The sequence below is a fragment of the Bradyrhizobium sp. 33ap4 genome (genome assembly GCF_032654765.1).
GTDB classification, from domain to species: Bacteria; Pseudomonadota; Alphaproteobacteria; order Rhizobiales; family Xanthobacteraceae; genus Bradyrhizobium; species Bradyrhizobium australafricanum.
Genome location: NZ_JAUMTJ010000037.1, coordinates 74,161 through 92,175 on the forward strand (window position 1 = coordinate 74,161; position 18,015 = coordinate 92,175).

Here is an 18,015-nt window from a genome sequence, read left to right on the forward strand (position 1 = left end):
TGAACGGAGAGGGTCAGCAAACCAGGCGAACTTTTTTCGTTATTTTTCAGACGCTTAGCTGGATGTTTTTGCCGACCGCCCGGCAAAAGCTGCCGCTGCGCGCAGGCGCAGGGAAAAATGCGACGGAGTTTGGAGCAGTCGTTCAGCATCGCCTCGCATTTCCGCGGAAGAGATCGTCGCGTCGGAAAACGCTGTTGTCACACCAACTAACGCCACGCGAACCCATGCATGCGCCGAGCATGCGAGTGACTCACCGCCGTTGGTCGCCATCTTGCATTCGACGATTGCGACCAGGCAATTTTTTCCGAATCACTGTTTTGACGTTATCGGATTTTTTGAATCTGTCAGTCGCGAAGCGCGCGTTTTCGAATCCCGCATCAACTTTTTTGAACTGTCGCGCCTGATTTGTCTCACGCGCGCGTTCAACGCATGAGGACTGGCGGGAATTTTGCGCATGACGATCATGACGATCGACGCGACGCGTCGAGCGCAGAATGTTTCTGCATGTTCATTCGATGTTTTCGATACATTTCTGTTGCGCGCCTGCACGACGCCGGATGGCGTATTTGAAAGGGTTTTTCAGCGTTGCTGCATTGCTGAAAATTTTCCGAACATGTCCGCCAGTTTCGTTCAACATCGAATCCAGGCGGAGGCGCGGGCGCGCAAAGTATCGCAGGAGCGGTGCGGCTCAACTGAAGTGCGCATCGCCGACATCTACAAATACTTTCCGTTCAGGCTGTTCGGCCTGAGCCGCGATGCGCTGCACGATCTTGCGCAGATCGAGTTCGAGACCGAGCTCGAGCTCTGCCGCGCCAATCCCGAAATGCTCGAGCAATATCTGGACATGAAGCGCGGCGGCTTTCGCGTCGGCTTCATTTCCGACACCTACTGGAGCACCGACCAGCTCGCGCAGCTGCTGCGTTCCTGCAGTCCCGGGCTGAGCTGGGATTTCCTTTATGCGTCCTGCGATCACGGCAGCAGCAAGAGCGGGGCGCTGTTTGAGGCCTATCTCGCCGAGCAAGGCATCGACGCGGCAAGCTCGTTCCATGTCGGCGACAACCACACCGCCGATATCAAGGGCGCGCGCCGTCACGGCATCCGTCCGCGCTACTACCCGCAGGCCGGCGCGGCGCTGGCTTCCAAGTTTCAACGCGAGACATCGATCTTTGAATTGCTGTGCCCCGATCAGCCGTCGCGGCTCGACTGCGGCGCCCGCACGCTGCGGCGCGCGGTGACGGCGAAGAGCGCGGAGCCTGCTCCCGCTTTCGACCTCGGCGTGACCGTGCTCGGCCCCGTGATGGCGGCGTTCGACGCATTCATTTCTGCGCGGCGCAGCACGCTTGCTCGCGAGGGCGCGCGCGTTGCGGTCGGATTCCTCGGCCGCGACGGCCTGCTGCCGCATCGCGTCTGGCAGGCAAACCACGGCGAGACCGGCGCCTATATCGAGATCAATCGTCGCGTCAGCCTGGTCGGGTCTGCCGATACGCTCGAACCACTCTGTGAGCTGCTGGGCCGGGTCGTCAAGATCGACGCGGCGACCTTTATCGACATCGTCAAGGTGCAGCCGCCCGCCGTGATGAAGTTCTTCGCGCAGTATCCCGACGGCATTGCCAGCGGCCGCGAACTCGCCGACGCCCTGCCCGATCTGATGGACCCGCGCGAGATCACCGATATCGCTGCCGGTGTCCGGACCCGTTTGCTGACCTATCTTCGCGCGCATATCCGGGATTTCGATGGCTGCACCGATCTGATCCTGGTCGACCTCGGCTATTCCGCAAGCGTGCAGAAGTCGTTGCGGCGAATTTTCGATCGCGAGGGCATCCGCATCCGCCTGCACGGCGCCTATCTGCTGACGCTTGACGATGCCTTCGACGGCATCTCCGATGACGACACCGCGGAGGGCCTGGTCTCTGATCGCGTCGTCACGCCGCACGTCAAGCGCATGCTGATCCGCAACGTCGCCTTGCTGGAGCAGCTGTGCTGTTCTAGGGAAGGATCGGCGCGGGATTATCGCGGCGGTGAGGTATTGCGCGAGGGTGATCAGCGCCCGGCCGCCCAGCTGGCGCTGGCGACCGAGGTGCAATCCGGAACGCTGGCCTATGTTTCGCGCGCCCGCGAGCTGGCACCACGCTACGGATTGCAGCCCGATGCCGCCCCCGCGGTCGCGGCGCGCTGGACGGCCGCCGTGCTCGGACGCCTCCTGCTGCTGCCGGACGATGATGAGCTCGCGCTGCTCGGCGGCATCAAGCATGACGTCAATCTCGGCACCCCGGCGCTGGCGCCATTGCTCGATGCCGACTTCGTCAATGATAGCATCATCGCCCGCGGCCTCATGACCGCCTGCACGGCTCCGGCGCCCCCGATGTGGCTGGCGGGCAGCTTTGCCGCCCTGTCGCCGTCGCATGCCTATCTCTACACGCTGTTCGGCGCCAGTCGCCTGCCCGCGAATGTGTTCGGCGAAGCACTGTGCGGGACGCTGCAGGTCGGTCTGTTCGAGCGGAACGGCCAGGCGTCGCTGGAGGCGATCAGCGTCTATCACAGCGGGCTCGGCGATCTTCGCCTGCGGATCCCGCTGTCGCGCCGGATGGCAATCGCGACTATCGTGCTGCCGCTGGCCAAGCTCACCCGCGACGGGATGCTCCACGGCATCACGGTCCAATATGGCGAGAGCGCCGCGAAAGCCGCCGAGGGTTCGAACGTGACAGCGATCGCCGAGCGACGGCTCATCGATGTCGGCCTCGAACGGCGCGGCCGTCACTTCCGCGCCACCAGTGACGACGGCATGCTGCTCATCCCCGTCGACGGCTTCGAAGACGACGTCGCCATCTACACGGTCGCGCTGACTGCCCTCGACCATGACCGCATCCTTGCGGTCGCGGACCGCGACGGCAACGGCGCCGCTTCGGCCACACTGACCTGGCGCAGCGCCAGAGGCATGCCGACAACGAACAACGACAGCTGATTTGTCCGCCTGATCCGGCCGCCCCGCACGTAGAAGGTTAACGAGGGGTAGTGCGGGCATGATGTCTGTTGACACGGCGCAAGCGGACGGCTTGCAGACGAATTTCGACCAATTGCTGGCGGCGAACGGCATCCGGATGAGCGCGGCGCAGCGCCGGCGGCTCGCATGGTTGTCGGAGCGGCTCGGACCCGCGGTCGTCCATCAGGCCAGCTCAGTGCCGGCGAGGGACCATGGCGTCATCATCCTCGTCGAGCCGCCGAGCGGCCCCGCCGCCGAGATGCTTTACCGGTCGCTTCGCACCGACTGCGCGGTCGTCGTCCCCTTCGGCGAGAATCCCGCCTTCGACTTCCTGAAATCCAAGTTGACCGACTTCGGAACGATCGGGCCGAGCTTCGATGGCCCGCATGAGATGTGGTGGGGCGGCCTCAATTGGCGCCCGATCGCGCCCGAGCAAGGCTCAAGGTCCGAGGCATCGCTGCGCGTGGTCTCCTGCTATCCCCGCGCTTGCGGCGACGACCATGCCCGCGCTCTCCGCGACAAGCTGGCCGAATTTCGGATCCCCTGCGATATCGCTCCGATCGACACCGCAGACGGCGAGCACATGCGCGCAGCCGAGAAATCCGCCTTCTTGCTGCGGATGTGGGAGCAGCATCGCGAGCCGCTGCTGTTCATCGAGGCCGACGCGGTCCTCAGCGAGCCGCCAATGCTGCCGTCGTCCCTCGCATGCGACATCGCGCTTCACAAATGGAACCGGTGGGAAATGTCGGCGCGCACCCTCTATCTCGCCCGTTCGCCCGCCGCCGAAGCGGTGCTGCGCAACTGGCATCACATCGCGAGCGCCTATCCCGCGGTCTGGGAAGGCTATCTGCTCGACCAGGCCTGGAGCCTGACATCGTCACAGATGGCACTCGACACCGTCTGGCTGCCGCGCTCATACCACGCTCCGGCCGAAGACGCCGGCACGCCCCGCCACACCACGGTCGTTCACGACCTGCCCACCGACAGCAGCGATCTTGGACCGGATGCCGAATTCGGCGTCGCGATGCGGGCCGCGCGGCGCGCCAGCCGCAGCGGCGGCCGTGACGCCATGATCGTGATCCGGTCGCAGGCGGCCTCGAATGATGCGATCACCGTGATCATGCGCGATATCGCGGCCAGCGACGCGCGCGAAATGGCTGCCAGCATCGAGGCGGTCACCGGCGCGTTCGCAGCCGATTGCGGCGGGTTCGGCCGGCTCGAGCTCGCACTCTGCCCCTGGCAGGACGATATCCGCGCGGCGAAATCGGCCGCGAAAAGCGCAAATAACCGCATCATCGAGATCGCGCCGTGGCAGGCGCTGCCGGCCGACCTGTTCCGCACCGTGGGCCAGTCCCGCGATGCCGGCAGCGTCGTCGTGATGGCCGGGCAGCACGGCTGATGACCGCCGGAAAGACAGAGCAAGGGAAGGACATCGACATCATGAAGACAATCATCCTTCTTACCGGTGCCGCCAACCAGCAATTCGCGCTTACCGAGCTGTTGAAGGCACACAATCCGGCGCTGTCATTCCGCTGCGCGGTAACGGCCGACGAGCTCGCCGCGATCGAGCCGGAGGTCTTGCGCGAGGCCCGGCTGCTGGCTTTCACCACCAGCGTCATCGTGCCGGAGCACATTCTGGCGACGCTGGGCCATGGCGCCTACAATTTCCATCCCGGCCCGCCGCAATATCCCGGCTGGGCGCCGGCGCATTTCGCGCTCTATGACGGTGCCCGCACCTTCGGCGCAACGGCCCATGTGATGGCCGCGCGCGTCGATTCCGGCCCGATCGTCGGGGTCGAGTCCTTCATCATTCCCGACAAGATCAGCGTGCGCGGGCTCGAACAGATCGCCTATGTGCGGCTTGCCCATCTGTTCTGGCGGATGTCGCGCGATCTCGCCTGCGATCCGACGCCGTTGGCGGAATTGGAGATCGCCTGGTGCGGAATCAAGAGCACCCGACAGATGTACCGCGAGATGTGTGAGCTTCCCGCCGGCATCAACCCCAGTGAGCTGGCGCGCCGGATCCGCGCCTTCCACGACGACTTTCGCGGCATCCCGCTGACCTGCTCGTTGCACGGCATCCGCTTCCAGCTGGCGACGACTGCCATGCAGGTGCCCGAAGCACCACAGGTGGTCTCGCCGCCGCTCGCCGCGGCCTCCTGAGACTTGGCCTCAACCGCGCGTCGCACGGCCCCGGACCTCGCGGTGCCGCTGCAAATGCGCCCTCACCGCGCGCTCCGCGGCGCGCGCGGAGCCGAAATAGCCGCCGTCGAGGCCGTCAAAGGCGCGATCCGAGGAGAAGAAGCAGAAGCCACGGTTGTCGCTGACGACGATGCCGGCGGTGCGATCCGATACTTCGATGACATAGGCTTGAGACATTTGGGCTTGGGACATGCGTGTTCGATCGCCGGACTACGGCGCTCCTGTCTGATTGTCGGATGCTTTGGATTTGTCGAAGCGATCAACAACAACAGACGCCGGTCGCCGCCGAGACGCAGCGATGCTGCATGCGGTTTCGCATGTCGCACATCAAGCTGCGGTGGTCGTGTCTCATTGCGGTGGCCTTGAACAACGCGGGGTATCGCGCAGCAATATCCGGCCGAACCGCGCGGCGGTCAATGAAATGGCTGACCAAAGATAAGAGCCCGGCGCGACGCCTCATTCGCGGCCAGCGGAAAAACAGCACAGTTTTGGTGGTGACGGTCGTGGAGCGATGAATTGGCCGGACACCGTGCATCCCGGCGCCCGGCCAAGGTCGCTCAGGGCAGGATCGGCGGGTGATAGGTGAAGGTCGCCATCAGGATCGCCGCCAACAGCATCACGATCGGGAAGTGGATGAAGAACTGCACCGAGGTGTAGCCGATCAGATCCTTCGACTTCAGGCCGAGGATGCCGAGCAGCGGCAGCATCCAGAACGGGTTGATGAAGTTCGGCAGCGTCTCGGCGATGTTGTAGACCATCACCGTCCAGCCGAGATGCGCGCCGATGTCGTTGGCCGCCTTCATGATGTATGGCGCCTCGATGATCCACTTTCCGCCGGCCGACGGCACGAAGAAGCCGAGCAGCGCCGAATAGATTCCGACCAGGAACGAAAACACGGTGGAATTGCTGGAGGCACCGACGAACCAGTGCGCGATCGTGTCCGACAGCGTCGTGCCGCTGCTGTTCGGGACCTTGGTCAGGATCTGCGCAATGCCGGCGTAGAACGGAAACTGCAACAGCACGCCGGAGACACTCGGCATCGCCTTCGAGAACGACTCGATGAGGCTGCGCGGTCGCCAGTGCAGCACGATGCCGAGGATGAGGAAGACGAAATTATAGGTGTTGAGGCCCGACAGCGTGATCAACGGATTGCCCGACTGGAATGTCTGCCACAACCAGCCGGCGGCAAGCACGGCGATCAGGATCGTCAGCAGCGGGCTGAACTCCAGCCAGTCGCCCGGACGCGCCGGCTTCCTGGCCTCGATGCGATCATCGCCGAGCGCTACGCCGAGGTCTTCTGCCGTCCTGGCCTGATCGGGCGCCGGCGTCGTGAAATAGCAGATCGCAGCAGAGACCGCGGTCACCATCGCGACGGTGATCATGTTCTGCCAGGTCAAGATGGTTTCGGAGAAACCGATCACGCCGGTGATCGGCAGGAGCGACGCCGGAATGCTGCCGGCGTTGGCCTGCAGCTGCGCGGCCGAGGAAGTGATGCCGAGGGTGAAGCCGCAGCCGAGCCCGAGATAGCCGGCGGCGCCGGCCGCCCGGTAGTCGAGCCTGATGTCGGTGCGCCGTGCGATCTCCCGCACCAGAAGGCCGGAGAAGATCAGGCTCAGGCCCCAGTTCAGCAGCGACAGGAAGATGCTGAGCACACCGACAAAGACCACGGCGCCGCGCCCGGTCTTCGGCACGCTGGCGAGCCGCGCCAGCACGGCCGCCACCGGCGGCGACATCGCCACGACATAGCCGCCGATCGCCACCAGCGCCATCTGCATCGTGAAGGGAATCAGGTTCCAGAACCCGTCACCAAACGCGCGGCTGACGGCGAGCGGCGAACCGCCATGCAGGATCGCGCCGATTGCGACCGCAATCACCGCGATCAGGACGAAGACGTAGGCATCCGGAAACCAGCGCTCCGCGAATGCCACCAGGGCTTGCGAAAATCGCGCGATGATGTTGTCCGCGACAGGTTTTCGTAAGCTCACGGTTTGATCGTGCGTTGCATTCGTCATCAATCTGATCCCCTTCCGGTAATTCGGTTACTGCCTTCAATCGGGTTTCGTCATCAAAGCGCGAGCGTAAGATCGGTCAGCGGCACGGCCTGGCAGGCAAGGCACTGTCCCTCACTGCCATCGACAGCGCCGAGATGGGTGAACTCGCCATCGACGACCTGAACCGCGCAGCTTTCGCATTGCCCGACACGGCAGCCGCTCGGCAGCGCGACGCCCGCCGCACCCGCCGCATCAAGCAGCGTCCCCTGCTCCGGCCGCCAAGAAAAACGCTGCTTGCTGCCCGCAAGCCGGACGGTGCGCGGCGCAAGATTGCTCGGTACCGACGGCGGCGACACGAAGCTCTCGGCAAAGATGTCGAAGCGCGGCACGCCGAGCGCCGTCACGGCCTCGATCTGCGCCGCAACGAATTCCGGCGAGCCGCAGATGTAGATCAGCGGCCGACGCGGCAACAGCGGCTCGACCTGCTCGAGATCAACCCTCCCCTTACGCAACGCATGCGAGTCAATCGGGTCCTGCGCGAACGGCGCGGAATAGAACGTCACACGCATCAGCCCTGGAATACCGGCTTCCAGCTCCGCAAGCCGCTCGGCAAACGGATGCTCCCGGCTGCTGCGGCAGCCGTGGAGCAGCAGGATTTCGCCAACGCGATCTTGTGGGGCAATCCGTTGCAGCGTTTCGAGATGGCTGATGAACGGCGTGATGCCGATGCCGGCGGCGAGGAAGATCAGCGGCCGCTGCCCCTTCAATGGCGGCGTGAAGATGCCGCCCGGCGGCTCCAGCACAACCTCGTCTCCGACGGCAAGACGGTGCAGACGATCCGGCATGAAGAACGGCGCATCGCCACTCGGCGCCTCATTGAAGAAGCGCCCCTTCACCGCTATCGAGAGCACATCCGGCCGATCGCCCGATCCGGTCAGCGAATAGGCCCGTGCCTGCGTTGCGCCGGGCAGCGAGACCATCACGTGCTGGCCCGGCAGGAAGTCGGGCAGTGGACCACCGTCAAGCGGCAGCAGGTTGAGCGCGATGACATTAGCTGCCTCGGCGCGACGCGCGCCGACCCTGAACCGCCGCTGACCGCTCCACAGGCCACAACTGGCAATTCCGTCGCGCCTGATATCGCAGACGATCGCGCGCAGCGGGACGGAGCCGCTGACCGGATCGCGCGCATCGTCATGCAGCACGGCGTTGATGTTGCGGGTGTGGATGCCTGCCGTCGCGGAACGCTCGCGGCCGAGCGGCGGACAGTCTTCCCACCAGCCGAATTCGGCGACGACGACGCGATCGTCGAGCGCCGCATTGATGCGTACCTTCAGGCGCACGGCACCGCCATGCGTCTCCACCACGGCCCAGTCGCCTTCGGCAAGGCCACGCCGCTTGGCGAGCTGCGGACTGATCTCGACGGCCGGATCGGGCGACTTGCGCCGCAGCGAGGCGACGTGCCGATAGGAGGAGTGAACGAACCAGCCGCTCTTGGCGGTGGAAAGCACGAGCGGAAAGCGTGCGTCCGGCGCTGCCGTGAGCGGGCTGCCGACCGGCTCGACGTGGTCGGGCAAGGGATCATACCCGTGTCCCAGCATCAGCTCCGAATAGATCTCGACGCGGCGTGTCGGCGTTGAGAATCCGGCAACCGTCCGGTCCTCGCGCGCCACGGCGTATTTTTCGTCGCGGAAGATCTGCGGGAAGCGGCGGCCTTCCGGATGCGCGCGCAGATCCTCGACCCCGATGCCGAGCGGCGCCAGCTGATAGTTCCACCCGGCCTTGATGTCGCCGCCGAAGAACAAGTCGCCCATCCCGAGCTTGAGCGCGAGCGCGGCGGCGATCTCGTAATCGGCCTTCACTGCACCGACCGGCTCGACCATGCGCGGGCGAAACTGCACCGTCTCGACCGCTTCCTGCGTGATCTCAAATCCGATCTTGAGCGCATCGCGCTCCCAAGGCGTGCTGGCCGGCAGCACGAAATCGGCGCTCTCCGCGGTCGGATTCATGAACATGTCGATATGGACCTGGAATTCCAGCGCGTTCAGCGCGGCGCGGTTACGCTCGGAATGGCCCTGCGAGACGACGAAGTTGGTGCCGAAGGCGACCAGCGCGCGCACCCGGTAGGGCTCGCCGTCAAGCACGGCCCGGCTGAAGTCGCGCGCCGTGATCCAGCCCTTGGCCGGCGGGCCGAGCGGTAGCTCAGTAATGCCCAGCGCCTTCGCCTGCTGCTCCGGCGACAGGATGTTGTAGTCGTTGAGGGCACGGGTCGGCGGCGGCACCGGCCAGCGATTGCCGCCGGGCCGATCGCAAGCGCCGGTCAGCGCATACAACGTTGCAATCGTGCGCTCGATCGCGGTCGCGTTGGTGTGCTGGCCGACGCCGGTCCAGGAATGATAGGCGAGCCGCGGCCGGCGAGCGAGCAGCGTGTTGAACGCGTCGACGTCCTCGACAGGAAGCCAGGTCAGCTCCGCGACGCGCGCCGGCGTGTATGGCGCGGCTCGCTCGACGAGCAGTTCGAACGCGGTAGCCGCCGCTATCAGCCGGCCGTCGCGTGTGCGGACCTGCAGCGCGCCACGCAGCTGGCCACAGCTCTCCGGCGCGTAGCGGGTGTCGCAAGGCACGGGCGCGCCCGACGCATCGAGACGAACGAAAGCCTCCGGCGCGCCATCCGGCCACAATGCGTCGGCGCGCAGGAAGCGTCCCGTCGCACGATCGACCAGCAGCGATCCATTGGTCCATGCGCCGACGAAATCCGCATCGAAGCTGCCGGTCGCGATGAGGTGACGGATCGCGCCCATCGCGAGCGCGCCATCGGCGCCCGGACGAATGCGCAGCCACAGATCGGCCTGCTGCCCCGAGCCGTTCGGCTTGGGATCGATCACCACGACCTTGGCGCCGCGCCGCCGCGCATCGGCGATCCGCGTTGCCTGGGCAAGCCAGGTCCGCGCCGGATTGTGGCCCCACAGGATAATCGCATCGGCATTGTCGTAATCGGGAAAGCCGATGCCGCGGCCGAAGGTCAGCGCGTGCGCATAGTCCTTGTGCCAGCCGCAGATCTCGACCGCATAGATCAGATTGGGGCTGCCGAAGCCGCGGATGAAGCGCTCGACCCACTCGAAACTGTCGACCATCGGCGTGCCGCTCGGCGTGGTGACGCCGAACGCCACCGCTTCGGCGCCGCTCTCGGCGCGGATTGTACCGAGCCGGGCGGCGATCTCGGTCAAGGCCTCGTCCCACGACACCTCGACCCAGCCCGGATCGGCGGCGCCGCGCGGCTGGGTCCGCTTCAGCGGGACGGTCAGACGGCGCGGGCTGGCGACGATTTCGGGCGCCGCCCTGCCCTTGGCGCAAAGCGCGCCGCCGGTCGGGTGGTTATTCAATACCTCTACGCCGACAAGACGCCCATCCTCGACCACGGTGACGGCACCGCAGCGCGAACGACAAAGCGTGCAATAGCCGGGCAGCCGCTGTTTCACCGCCGTCTCACCTATCCCAGTCAATCCATGTGACGCATTTTTGTAATGCGTTACACATTTACGTCATACGCTACCGGCCGCGTCAAGGCTAAGTAATAATCAGCGACGAATCGGAGTTCCCAGCGAGAGGCGGCCACGACCACCGATGGACCAGAATTTGCGAGAACAGGTGCTGCAGCGGGTGCGGGCCGAGATCATTTCCGGGCAGAGCCTTCCGGGCACGATGTATTCGGTGCCGAGTCTCGCGGCGAGCCTCGGCGTCTCCTCGACGCCGGTGCGCGAGGCGCTGCTCGAGCTCAGCCGCGGCGGTCTGGTCGAGCCGATGCGCAACCGCGGCTTCAAGGTGGTCGAGCCGACGCTGACCGAACTGCGCAACCTGTTCGACATGCGCGAAGTGCTCGAGCTGCACGCCGCCGTGCTGGTCGCCGCCAATCCACCGAAGGATCTAACAATCGTACGCGGCTGGGCCGACCAGATCGCCAGAGCCGTGGAGACCGACGACGTCCAGCTCTATCTGGAAGCCGACCGCAACTATCATCGCGAGTTCATCGCGGCCGCCGGCAACGACCTGCTGACCGACACGGTGATGGGCCTGCGCGACAAGATGCGGCTCTACGGCATCAGCTCCCGCGCCGGCCACGAGCGGCAGCAAGCGTCAGTGCCTGAGCACTACCGGTTGATCGAGCTCGCGCTCGCCGGCGAGACCGAGGCGCTGACCACCCTGCTGCGCACTCACATCCGCTCCTGGGAGCCGATCTTCGTCGATGCATTGCTGCGCTCGAAGGAGCATGCGCGCGAACCACTGCGGCAGGCCCGCGGCTGACGCGGAGCGGAGGCAGCTAGGCGGTGATGGTGACCGGCTAGTCCAGAACGCTCTCGTAGTGCTCCGAGAAGACATCGCGGCCGATGATCAGCCGCATCACTTCGGAGCTTCCAGCGAGGATTCGATTGACGCGTGCATCGGTGAACATGCGGCTGATCGGATATTCGTCCATGTATCCCGCGCCGCCGTGCAACTGGACGCCAAGATCGAGCATCTTCCACTCGACCTCCGACGACATCATCTTGGCCTTGGCGCCCATGTTGCTGGTCAGGCGTCCGGCATTGTGCTCGGCCACGCAGTGATCGACATAGACCTGCACGAGATCGATTTCGGCATCCATCTCCGCCATGCGGAACTGGGTGTTCTGCTGTTCGGCGAGCGGCCGGCCGAACAATTTGCGGTCCATCACGTAAGCGCGCGTGATGTCGAACGCCTTGCGGCCGTTGGCGATCGATCCGACCGCGGAGATCAGCCGCTCCTCGGCAAGGCCTTCCATCAGATAGTAGAAGCCCCTGCCGGGTTCTCCGAGCACGTTGGCCTTGGGCACCTTCACATTGTTGAAGAACAGTTCGGCAGTGTCCTGCGCCGGCATGCCCATCTTCTTGAGATTGCGGCCGCGCTCAAAACCTTCCATGCCGCGCTCGACGATCAGGAGCACCATGGCATGCTTCTTCTCGGCGCCCGCGAGCTTGGCCGCCACGAGCACCACGTCGGAATTGATGCCGTTGGAAATATAGGTCTTCGAGCCATTGAGCAGGAAATGATCGCCCTTGTCTTCCGCCGTGGTCCGCATGCCGGCGAGGTCCGAGCCCGCGCCGGGTTCGGTCATCGCGATCGCCAGGATGGTCTCGCCGCTGACGCATTTCGGCAGGAACCGGTCGCGCTGCTCCTCGGTGCCGAAGCGTTTGAAGTAAGAACCGACCAGTCGGCTGTGCAGCGTGTTGAACCAGCCCTTGCAGCCCGAGCGCGCGGTCTCCTCGATGATGATCTGCTCGTAACGGAAGTCCTCGTCGCCCATTCCGCCGTATTTTTCCTCGGGCCAGATCATCAGGAAGCCGAGGTCACCGGCCTTCTTGAACGCGCCGCGGTCGACGATGCCGGCTTCCCGCCACTCCTCCATGTGAGGCGCGATCTCGCTGGCGAGGAACTTGCGGTAAGAGTCGCGGAAAATGACCTGGTCTTCGGTAAAGCTGCGCATCAATCACCCAATAGCGCTCTCATGGAACCCCGCCGGCGTGCGGCGAGGCATCGTAAAAAGTTTAGAGCGCCGGTTCTGCTTCGATCAAAACCGACGCTCCGTCATCGAAACAGGCGAGGCCTTACTTGCCCTTCCAGTTCGGCGGGCGTTTTTCGGCAAAGGCAGCCGCACCCTCGCGGGCATCCTCGGATACGAAGACAGGACCGACGATCTTCTGCTGCTTCTTCCACATCTCATCTTCCGGCCAGAGCCGGGATTCGACGATCACCTGCTTGGATGCCTTGACGGCGAGCGGGCCGTTGGCGCCGATCGCTGCCGCGAGCTCGAGCGCGGCGTCGAGTGCCGGGCCGTCGGTCACGCGATTGATGATACCGAGTTGATAGGCGCGCTCGGCGCCGAAGAACTCGCCCGTCAATGCGAACTCCATCGCCACACGGAACGGCATCTGGCGCGGCATGCGGATCAGCCCGCCGGCGGCGGCCGCCAGCCCGCGCTTCACCTCGGGGATGCCGAACTTGGCGTTGCGGTTGGCGACGATCATATCGCACGACAGCGCGATCTCCATCCCGCCGGCGAGCGCGTAGCCGTCGACAGCCGCGATCAGCGGCTTCTTCGGCGGGGCCTCGGTCAGGCCGGCGAAGCCGCGGCCGGGGATCGACGGCCGCTCGCCTTTCAGGAACCCCTTGAGGTCCATGCCCGAGCAGAATGTGCCGCCGGCGCCGGTGATGATGCCGACGCTCAGGGAATCGTCGGCGTCGAGCCGGTCGATCGCCGCGGCCACGCCCTTGGAGAGGGCGAGGTTGGCCGCGTTCTTGGCTTCCGGCCGGTTCAGGGTGATGATCAGTATCGGTCCGCGGACTTCAGTGAGGACCGGGGTTTCTTCGGACATCGCTTTGGTCTCCTGATCGCTTAACGCGGAGCCATGCGGATGGCGCCGTCGAGACGGACGTCTTCACCGTTGAAGTAGCCATTGGTGATCATGGTCAGCGCCAGATGCGCATATTCCTCCGGCATGCCGAGACGCTTGGGGAACGGCACCGACGCGCTGAGCGCGGCCTTGACGTTTTCCGGGGCGCCCTGCAGCAGCGGGGTGTTGAAGATGCCCGGCAGGATGGTGTTGACGCGGATGCCTTCGGCCATCAGGTCGCGCGCGATCGGCAGGGTCATGCCGACCACGCCGGCCTTCGAGGCAGAATAAGCCGCCTGCCCCATCTGGCCATCCTCGGCCGCGACGGAGGCTGTATTGACGACCGCACCACGCTCGCCGTGCTCCAGCGGAGCCAGCGACAGCATCCCCTGCGCCGACTTGGCGATGCAGCGGAAGGTGCCGACGAGGTTGATCTGGATGATGCGGTTGAAGGCGTCGATCGGGAAGTGGGTGGGCTCGCCGGTCTTCTTGTCGCGGCCGGCGGTCTTCACCGCGTTGCCGGTGCCGGCGCAGTTTACCAGGATGCGCTCCTGGCCATGCGCCGCGCGGGCCTTGGCAAAGCCCGCATCGACCTGCTCGTCCGAGGTGACATCGACCTTGCAGAACACACCGCCGATTTCCTTGGCGATTGCTTCACCCTTCTCTTCGTTGAAGTCGAAGATCGCGACTTTCACGCCTTGCGCAGCCAGCGCGCGCGAGGTGGCAGCACCAAGGCCGGAAGCGCCGCCGGTGACGACGGCGGCGACCGATGAGTCAAGTTTCATGGCAATATCCCTTCGCGATCACATGCGTTCGATGATGATGGCCGGTGCCATGCCGCCGGCGGCACACATGGTGACCAGGCCATAGCGTCCGCCGCTGCGCTCGAGCTCGTCGAGCGCAGTGCCGATCAGGATCGATCCGGTCGCGCCGATCGGATGGCCGAGCGCGATCGAGCCGCCATTGATGTTGACCTTCTCGCGGTCCAGCTCGAGGTCGCGGATAAACTTCTCGGCGACGACCGCGAAGGCCTCGTTGATCTCCCAGACGTCGATGTCGTTCTTGGTCAGGCCGGCCTTGGCGAGTACCTTCTTGGCCGCCGGAACCGGCGCGTTGAGCATCAGGGTCGGATCGTCACCCTGGTTGGCATAGGCCACGATGCGGCCGCGCGGCTTGAGGCCGTGCTTCTCGGCATATTCCTTCGACGTGATCAGCACCGCGGCGGCGCCGTCCACCACGCCCGAGCTGTTGCCGGCATGATGCACGCCCTTCCAGTCGAGGTCCGGATAGCGGCGCTGGATCTGCTTCTTGAAGGTCACGCCGTTGCCGAGATCGAAATCGGCAAGCTGTTCGAAGCTCGGCTTCAGCGAAGCAAGGCCTTCAGCCGTGGTTTCCGGGCGCGGGAATTCTTCGCGATTGAGCGCAACGCTGCCGTCGTCGTTGAGGACGGGGATCACCGACTTGGCGAAGCGGCCTTCATCGATGGCCCGCTTGGCGCGCTGCTGGCTCGTCAGCGCCAGGGCATCGCAGGCCTCGCGGCTGATCCCCTCGCGCGTCGCGATCGCGTCGCCGCACACGCCCTGGTGCGACTGCGGGTGAATCTCGTCGAGCGCCGGATTGCCCGAACCCATCATCCGCGCCGGCTGCCCGGCCTTGGAGCGCTCGGCTGCGAGGGTCTGTTGATAGCTCATCATCTCGGTGCCGCCGGCGATGACGCAATCTTCCATCCCCGACATCACGGACGCTGCCGCGAGGTTCACCGAGGTGATGCCGCCACCGCAGAAACGATCCAGCGTCGTGCCGCTGGCGTTGATATCGTAGCCCGCCGCGAGCGCCGACATGCGTCCGAGATCGCCGCCCTGCTTGCCTTCCTGGGTCGATGTCGACCAGATGATGTCATCGACGGTCGACGTATCGAGCTTGTTGCGCTCCTTGAGCGCGCCGAGCACCGTCGCGGCCAGATGCTGCGGATGCAGGTGCGACAGCGCCCCCTTGCCCGGCTTGCCGATGCCCCGCGGCGTGCGAACAGCGTCAATGATGTATGCTTCAGACATGCGTTTCCCTTTGCTTCGAATGTTTCGTTAGCTCGCGCTCGTGCCGGTGGTCCCAGTCGTTTCCGCGAGGCATCAACGGTGTGGCGTCACTGCAAGCGGCTCGACAATCGAGTTGCGCTGATCTTCGAAGTACCCGAAGCGCGGCACCTGGCGGAGTTGCGGCTCGTCGGCGCAGGCAGGCTTATCGCAATCCTGCGCAAACAACGGCGCGGCGGCCGGGGCGGCGTGGGGACCGAGAGCATATTTCTGCTCTTGCGGCAGATAGATCAGCTGCCCGATCTGGGTAAGCGTCAAGGTGAGACGCGAGACCGTCGATCGCGGAAGACCACAGCGATCGGCGATTTCGCGATTTCCCAGGCGTATGCTTCGACCTTCGAAGCAACGCACGATGTCGAATGCGCGCGACACCACCTGGATCACGCGCCGGTTGTCCGTGCCGGCGGTCTCTTGCGCCATCAGTACCTCAGATCGACGTCCCATCGTTTACGCCTCACTCCTCATTTTCCATACGGGTGAACGAAGCCCACTCTGCTTCGGGCGGCAGACGCCGATCCGCGACATCACTGCCGGGGCGCGCATCGCTCGCGCGCCCGAACTGATGTGCGGGATTTGGCGGCAGGGGTCCGCGGCGTGCACCGCGTGGGCGATTGCAGCGGTGCTGCACGGGTTTTTCCGGGATCGACGGTTTGACGCGATGGCCGGTCGCTCCGGCGTTCGGTCTGCCCGCGGTGATCACACTGTCGTTGCGCTCGGCAAAGCGTGCGGCGGGCTCGGCAAGGTCATTCTCAGCCTGTTCGAGGCCGCTGCGCACGGAATGCACGAGCACCTTGTTTTCCAGCCAAATGAAGCCGCGACCGCGCGGGGCAAGCAGCTTCGGATGTCTCTGGCCGGCCAACATCAGGCGGATTCTTTCCCTAGGGTTTTGGGCTTTAATTAATTGATTAATTAGTCAGGTGATTAAAGTGGGCGCTCTCCCCTGTCAACCGCCCTCGCTGCAGGGCGCCCCGCGCTCAGCCCGCACCTTCACCCCAACGCCTGTCAGCGCAGTGATTACGGACCTGTCGTGATGAACTTCGTCAGATTCAGACCGCTGCCGAGCGGCGATCGAAATTCCTCACGCGATAGCGGACGTGCCCCGACAATTTGCCAGCCGGTACGAAGCGCACGCGCAAGCGTGAGAGCAGGTTGCAATAGACCTGTAAAAACTCAGCCGTAAAAAATGCTCTGCAATGAACGGGGACGCCGACAGAAATTGTATTACCGCAGTGGAACTAGCCAAGCTCAAATACGAAAGGCCCTGACGCAGGGCTGGATGCGTCGAGGCCTTCTCGGACGGCGGTGCTTAGTGTCCTAGTCTGCAAATGAGAGTTCCCAATCAGTGTCAACCGCGACGGAGTCTCTGGGCACAGCTGATCCACGCGCGTGTTGACTGACCGGCGATGCGGTAAGTCGGCATAGGCCTTGCAGCTTATGTGGCGTTGGCAATTTCAGTGTCCCGGCTGAGGAATAAACTGCGGCCAGGTGTGTTTTTGAGACCGGAGGGCGCGACCAATTGGAGGTATCGTTGAAATACACAGACAGCCTCTACAGTCCAGATTCGTCGTTCGGAGAGGAAGCACTGACTGGATGGTTTATGATCGAGAACTCAAGGGTCCAGCACAGTTGGAAAAAGATGGCCGCTTCGCCGGGAAACTGACGAAGGAACAAGCCGAACAGGCAAAGCAAGCGGCTGCCCTCCAAGGTCGTTCAGGCACAAGGTAGGCAGTTCAGGACTTCGCCAACATAGCCGCTTTAGAACTACGGTTCTTCTGGTTATTCTATTGCCTAAATGAATCTCTGGTTATTTTGGTAACGGGAGTAATCGGAATGATCGAGGTTCTTTTAGTGAGGCTGTCGGACGCCGCGAGGAAGCCCGCTAATGCGCGCTCCGTCGCTTGTTCGAAGCAACGCATGGGCGCGACCGCGGCTACCGGATGACTCTCTTCTTCAATCTAGAATGTCGAATTGGCGTCGCAAGCCGGATTCTATCTCCGTACCGGCGTCTCAATGGGCACGCCGGGCGCCCGATCAAGCGGCGGATGCGGCCTAGCTAGCCCCATCGCGCCCGGCGGCGCCTCATTGCTGGCCACACGAGTGTTGACGTTCTCCAGCGTCGTAATCGTTGCGGCGATGAGCGCCACCGCAAGAGCGACGGCAAATAGGATCAGCGCGGCTCGGTGGTTGGTCATTGCAATGCACTCCAACCCAAACCGATTCAACGCCGTCCCGCAAGTTCGGGTTCCCTGTTCCGTCCGCTCCTAGCAGGCCGTTGAAGAACTCAGCCGCGTTCGCAAACGAAGGCTGAATCGTCGCCATTGTGGATGTAGAAGTGGCCAACGAGCCTG

13 protein-coding genes and 1 pseudogene are annotated in these 18,015 nt (G+C 64.3%); 4 read left to right on the top strand and 10 right to left on the bottom strand.

Going from position 1 to position 18,015, the window contains the following annotated elements:
* Positions 1 to 613: 613 nt before the first annotated feature.
* Genes Q2M23_RS26870 through Q2M23_RS26880 form a run of 3 tightly spaced genes read left to right on the top strand, consistent with a single transcriptional unit; the run spans position 614 to position 5,143 of the window.
* The gene (locus Q2M23_RS26870; RefSeq protein WP_316397614.1) at positions 614 to 2,962 is read left to right on the top strand and encodes a hypothetical protein; all 2,349 of its coding nucleotides are present in this window, start codon (positions 614 to 616) and stop codon (positions 2,960 to 2,962) included.
* A 58-nt stretch (positions 2,963 to 3,020) separates the two neighbouring features.
* Positions 3,021 to 4,379: a hypothetical protein gene (locus Q2M23_RS26875; RefSeq protein WP_316397615.1), complete on the top strand. Its 1,359-nt coding sequence runs from the start codon at positions 3,021 to 3,023 to the stop codon at positions 4,377 to 4,379.
* 38 nt (positions 4,380 to 4,417) lie between these two features.
* Positions 4,418 to 5,143 carry a formyltransferase family protein gene (locus Q2M23_RS26880; RefSeq protein ID WP_316397622.1) on the top strand — a complete coding sequence of 242 codons (726 nt, stop codon included), beginning with the start codon at positions 4,418 to 4,420 and terminating at the stop codon, positions 5,141 to 5,143.
* Between the two features lie 9 nt (positions 5,144 to 5,152).
* Here Q2M23_RS26880 and Q2M23_RS26885 read toward each other — a convergent pair whose 3' ends face one another.
* From Q2M23_RS26885 to Q2M23_RS26895, 3 genes are all read right to left on the bottom strand, one after another.
* A complete protein-coding gene (locus Q2M23_RS26885; RefSeq protein WP_057020587.1) occupies positions 5,153 to 5,374 on the bottom strand; it encodes a hypothetical protein in 222 nt (73 codons plus the stop codon).
* A 365-nt stretch (positions 5,375 to 5,739) separates the two neighbouring features.
* Entirely contained in the window at positions 5,740 to 7,194 is a 1,455-nt protein-coding gene (locus tag Q2M23_RS26890; protein ID WP_316397616.1) for a short-chain fatty acid transporter, read from the bottom strand.
* 53 nt (positions 7,195 to 7,247) lie between these two features.
* The gene (locus Q2M23_RS26895; RefSeq protein ID WP_316397617.1) at positions 7,248 to 10,649 is read right to left on the bottom strand and encodes a molybdopterin-dependent oxidoreductase; all 3,402 of its coding nucleotides are present in this window, start codon (positions 10,647 to 10,649) and stop codon (positions 7,248 to 7,250) included.
* A 145-nt stretch (positions 10,650 to 10,794) separates the two neighbouring features.
* On the opposite strand from Q2M23_RS26895, the gene Q2M23_RS26900 reads away from it, so the two are divergent.
* Positions 10,795 to 11,472, top strand: a complete 678-nt coding sequence (locus Q2M23_RS26900; RefSeq protein ID WP_229193290.1) for a GntR family transcriptional regulator — start codon at positions 10,795 to 10,797, stop codon at positions 11,470 to 11,472.
* A gap of 37 nt (positions 11,473 to 11,509) precedes the next feature.
* On the opposite strand, the gene Q2M23_RS26905 is transcribed toward Q2M23_RS26900, so the two are convergent.
* The 7 genes and pseudogenes from Q2M23_RS26905 to Q2M23_RS26935 form a co-directional block, all read right to left on the bottom strand.
* A complete protein-coding gene (locus tag Q2M23_RS26905) occupies positions 11,510 to 12,670 on the bottom strand; it encodes an acyl-CoA dehydrogenase family protein (RefSeq protein WP_316397618.1) in 1,161 nt (386 codons plus the stop codon).
* A gap of 121 nt (positions 12,671 to 12,791) precedes the next feature.
* Entirely contained in the window at positions 12,792 to 13,559 is a 768-nt protein-coding gene (locus Q2M23_RS26910) for a crotonase/enoyl-CoA hydratase family protein (RefSeq protein ID WP_316397619.1), read from the bottom strand.
* 20 nt (positions 13,560 to 13,579) lie between these two features.
* A complete protein-coding gene (locus Q2M23_RS26915) occupies positions 13,580 to 14,362 on the bottom strand; it encodes an SDR family NAD(P)-dependent oxidoreductase (protein WP_028336964.1) in 783 nt (260 codons plus the stop codon).
* 18 nt (positions 14,363 to 14,380) lie between these two features.
* Complete coding sequence (locus Q2M23_RS26920; RefSeq protein WP_057020592.1) at positions 14,381 to 15,631, bottom strand: acetyl-CoA C-acetyltransferase; 1,251 nt, start codon at positions 15,629 to 15,631, stop codon at positions 14,381 to 14,383.
* Positions 15,632 to 15,853: 222 nt separating this feature from the next.
* Positions 15,854 to 16,111 (bottom strand): annotated as a pseudogene (locus tag Q2M23_RS26925) (helix-turn-helix domain-containing protein); the annotation flags it as partial.
* A gap of 10 nt (positions 16,112 to 16,121) precedes the next feature.
* Entirely contained in the window at positions 16,122 to 16,529 is a 408-nt protein-coding gene (locus tag Q2M23_RS26930) for a hypothetical protein (protein ID WP_316397620.1), read from the bottom strand.
* A 1,126-nt stretch (positions 16,530 to 17,655) separates the two neighbouring features.
* Complete coding sequence (locus tag Q2M23_RS26935) at positions 17,656 to 17,859, bottom strand: hypothetical protein (RefSeq protein ID WP_229174155.1); 204 nt, start codon at positions 17,857 to 17,859, stop codon at positions 17,656 to 17,658.
* Positions 17,860 to 18,015: the final 156 nt, after the last annotated feature.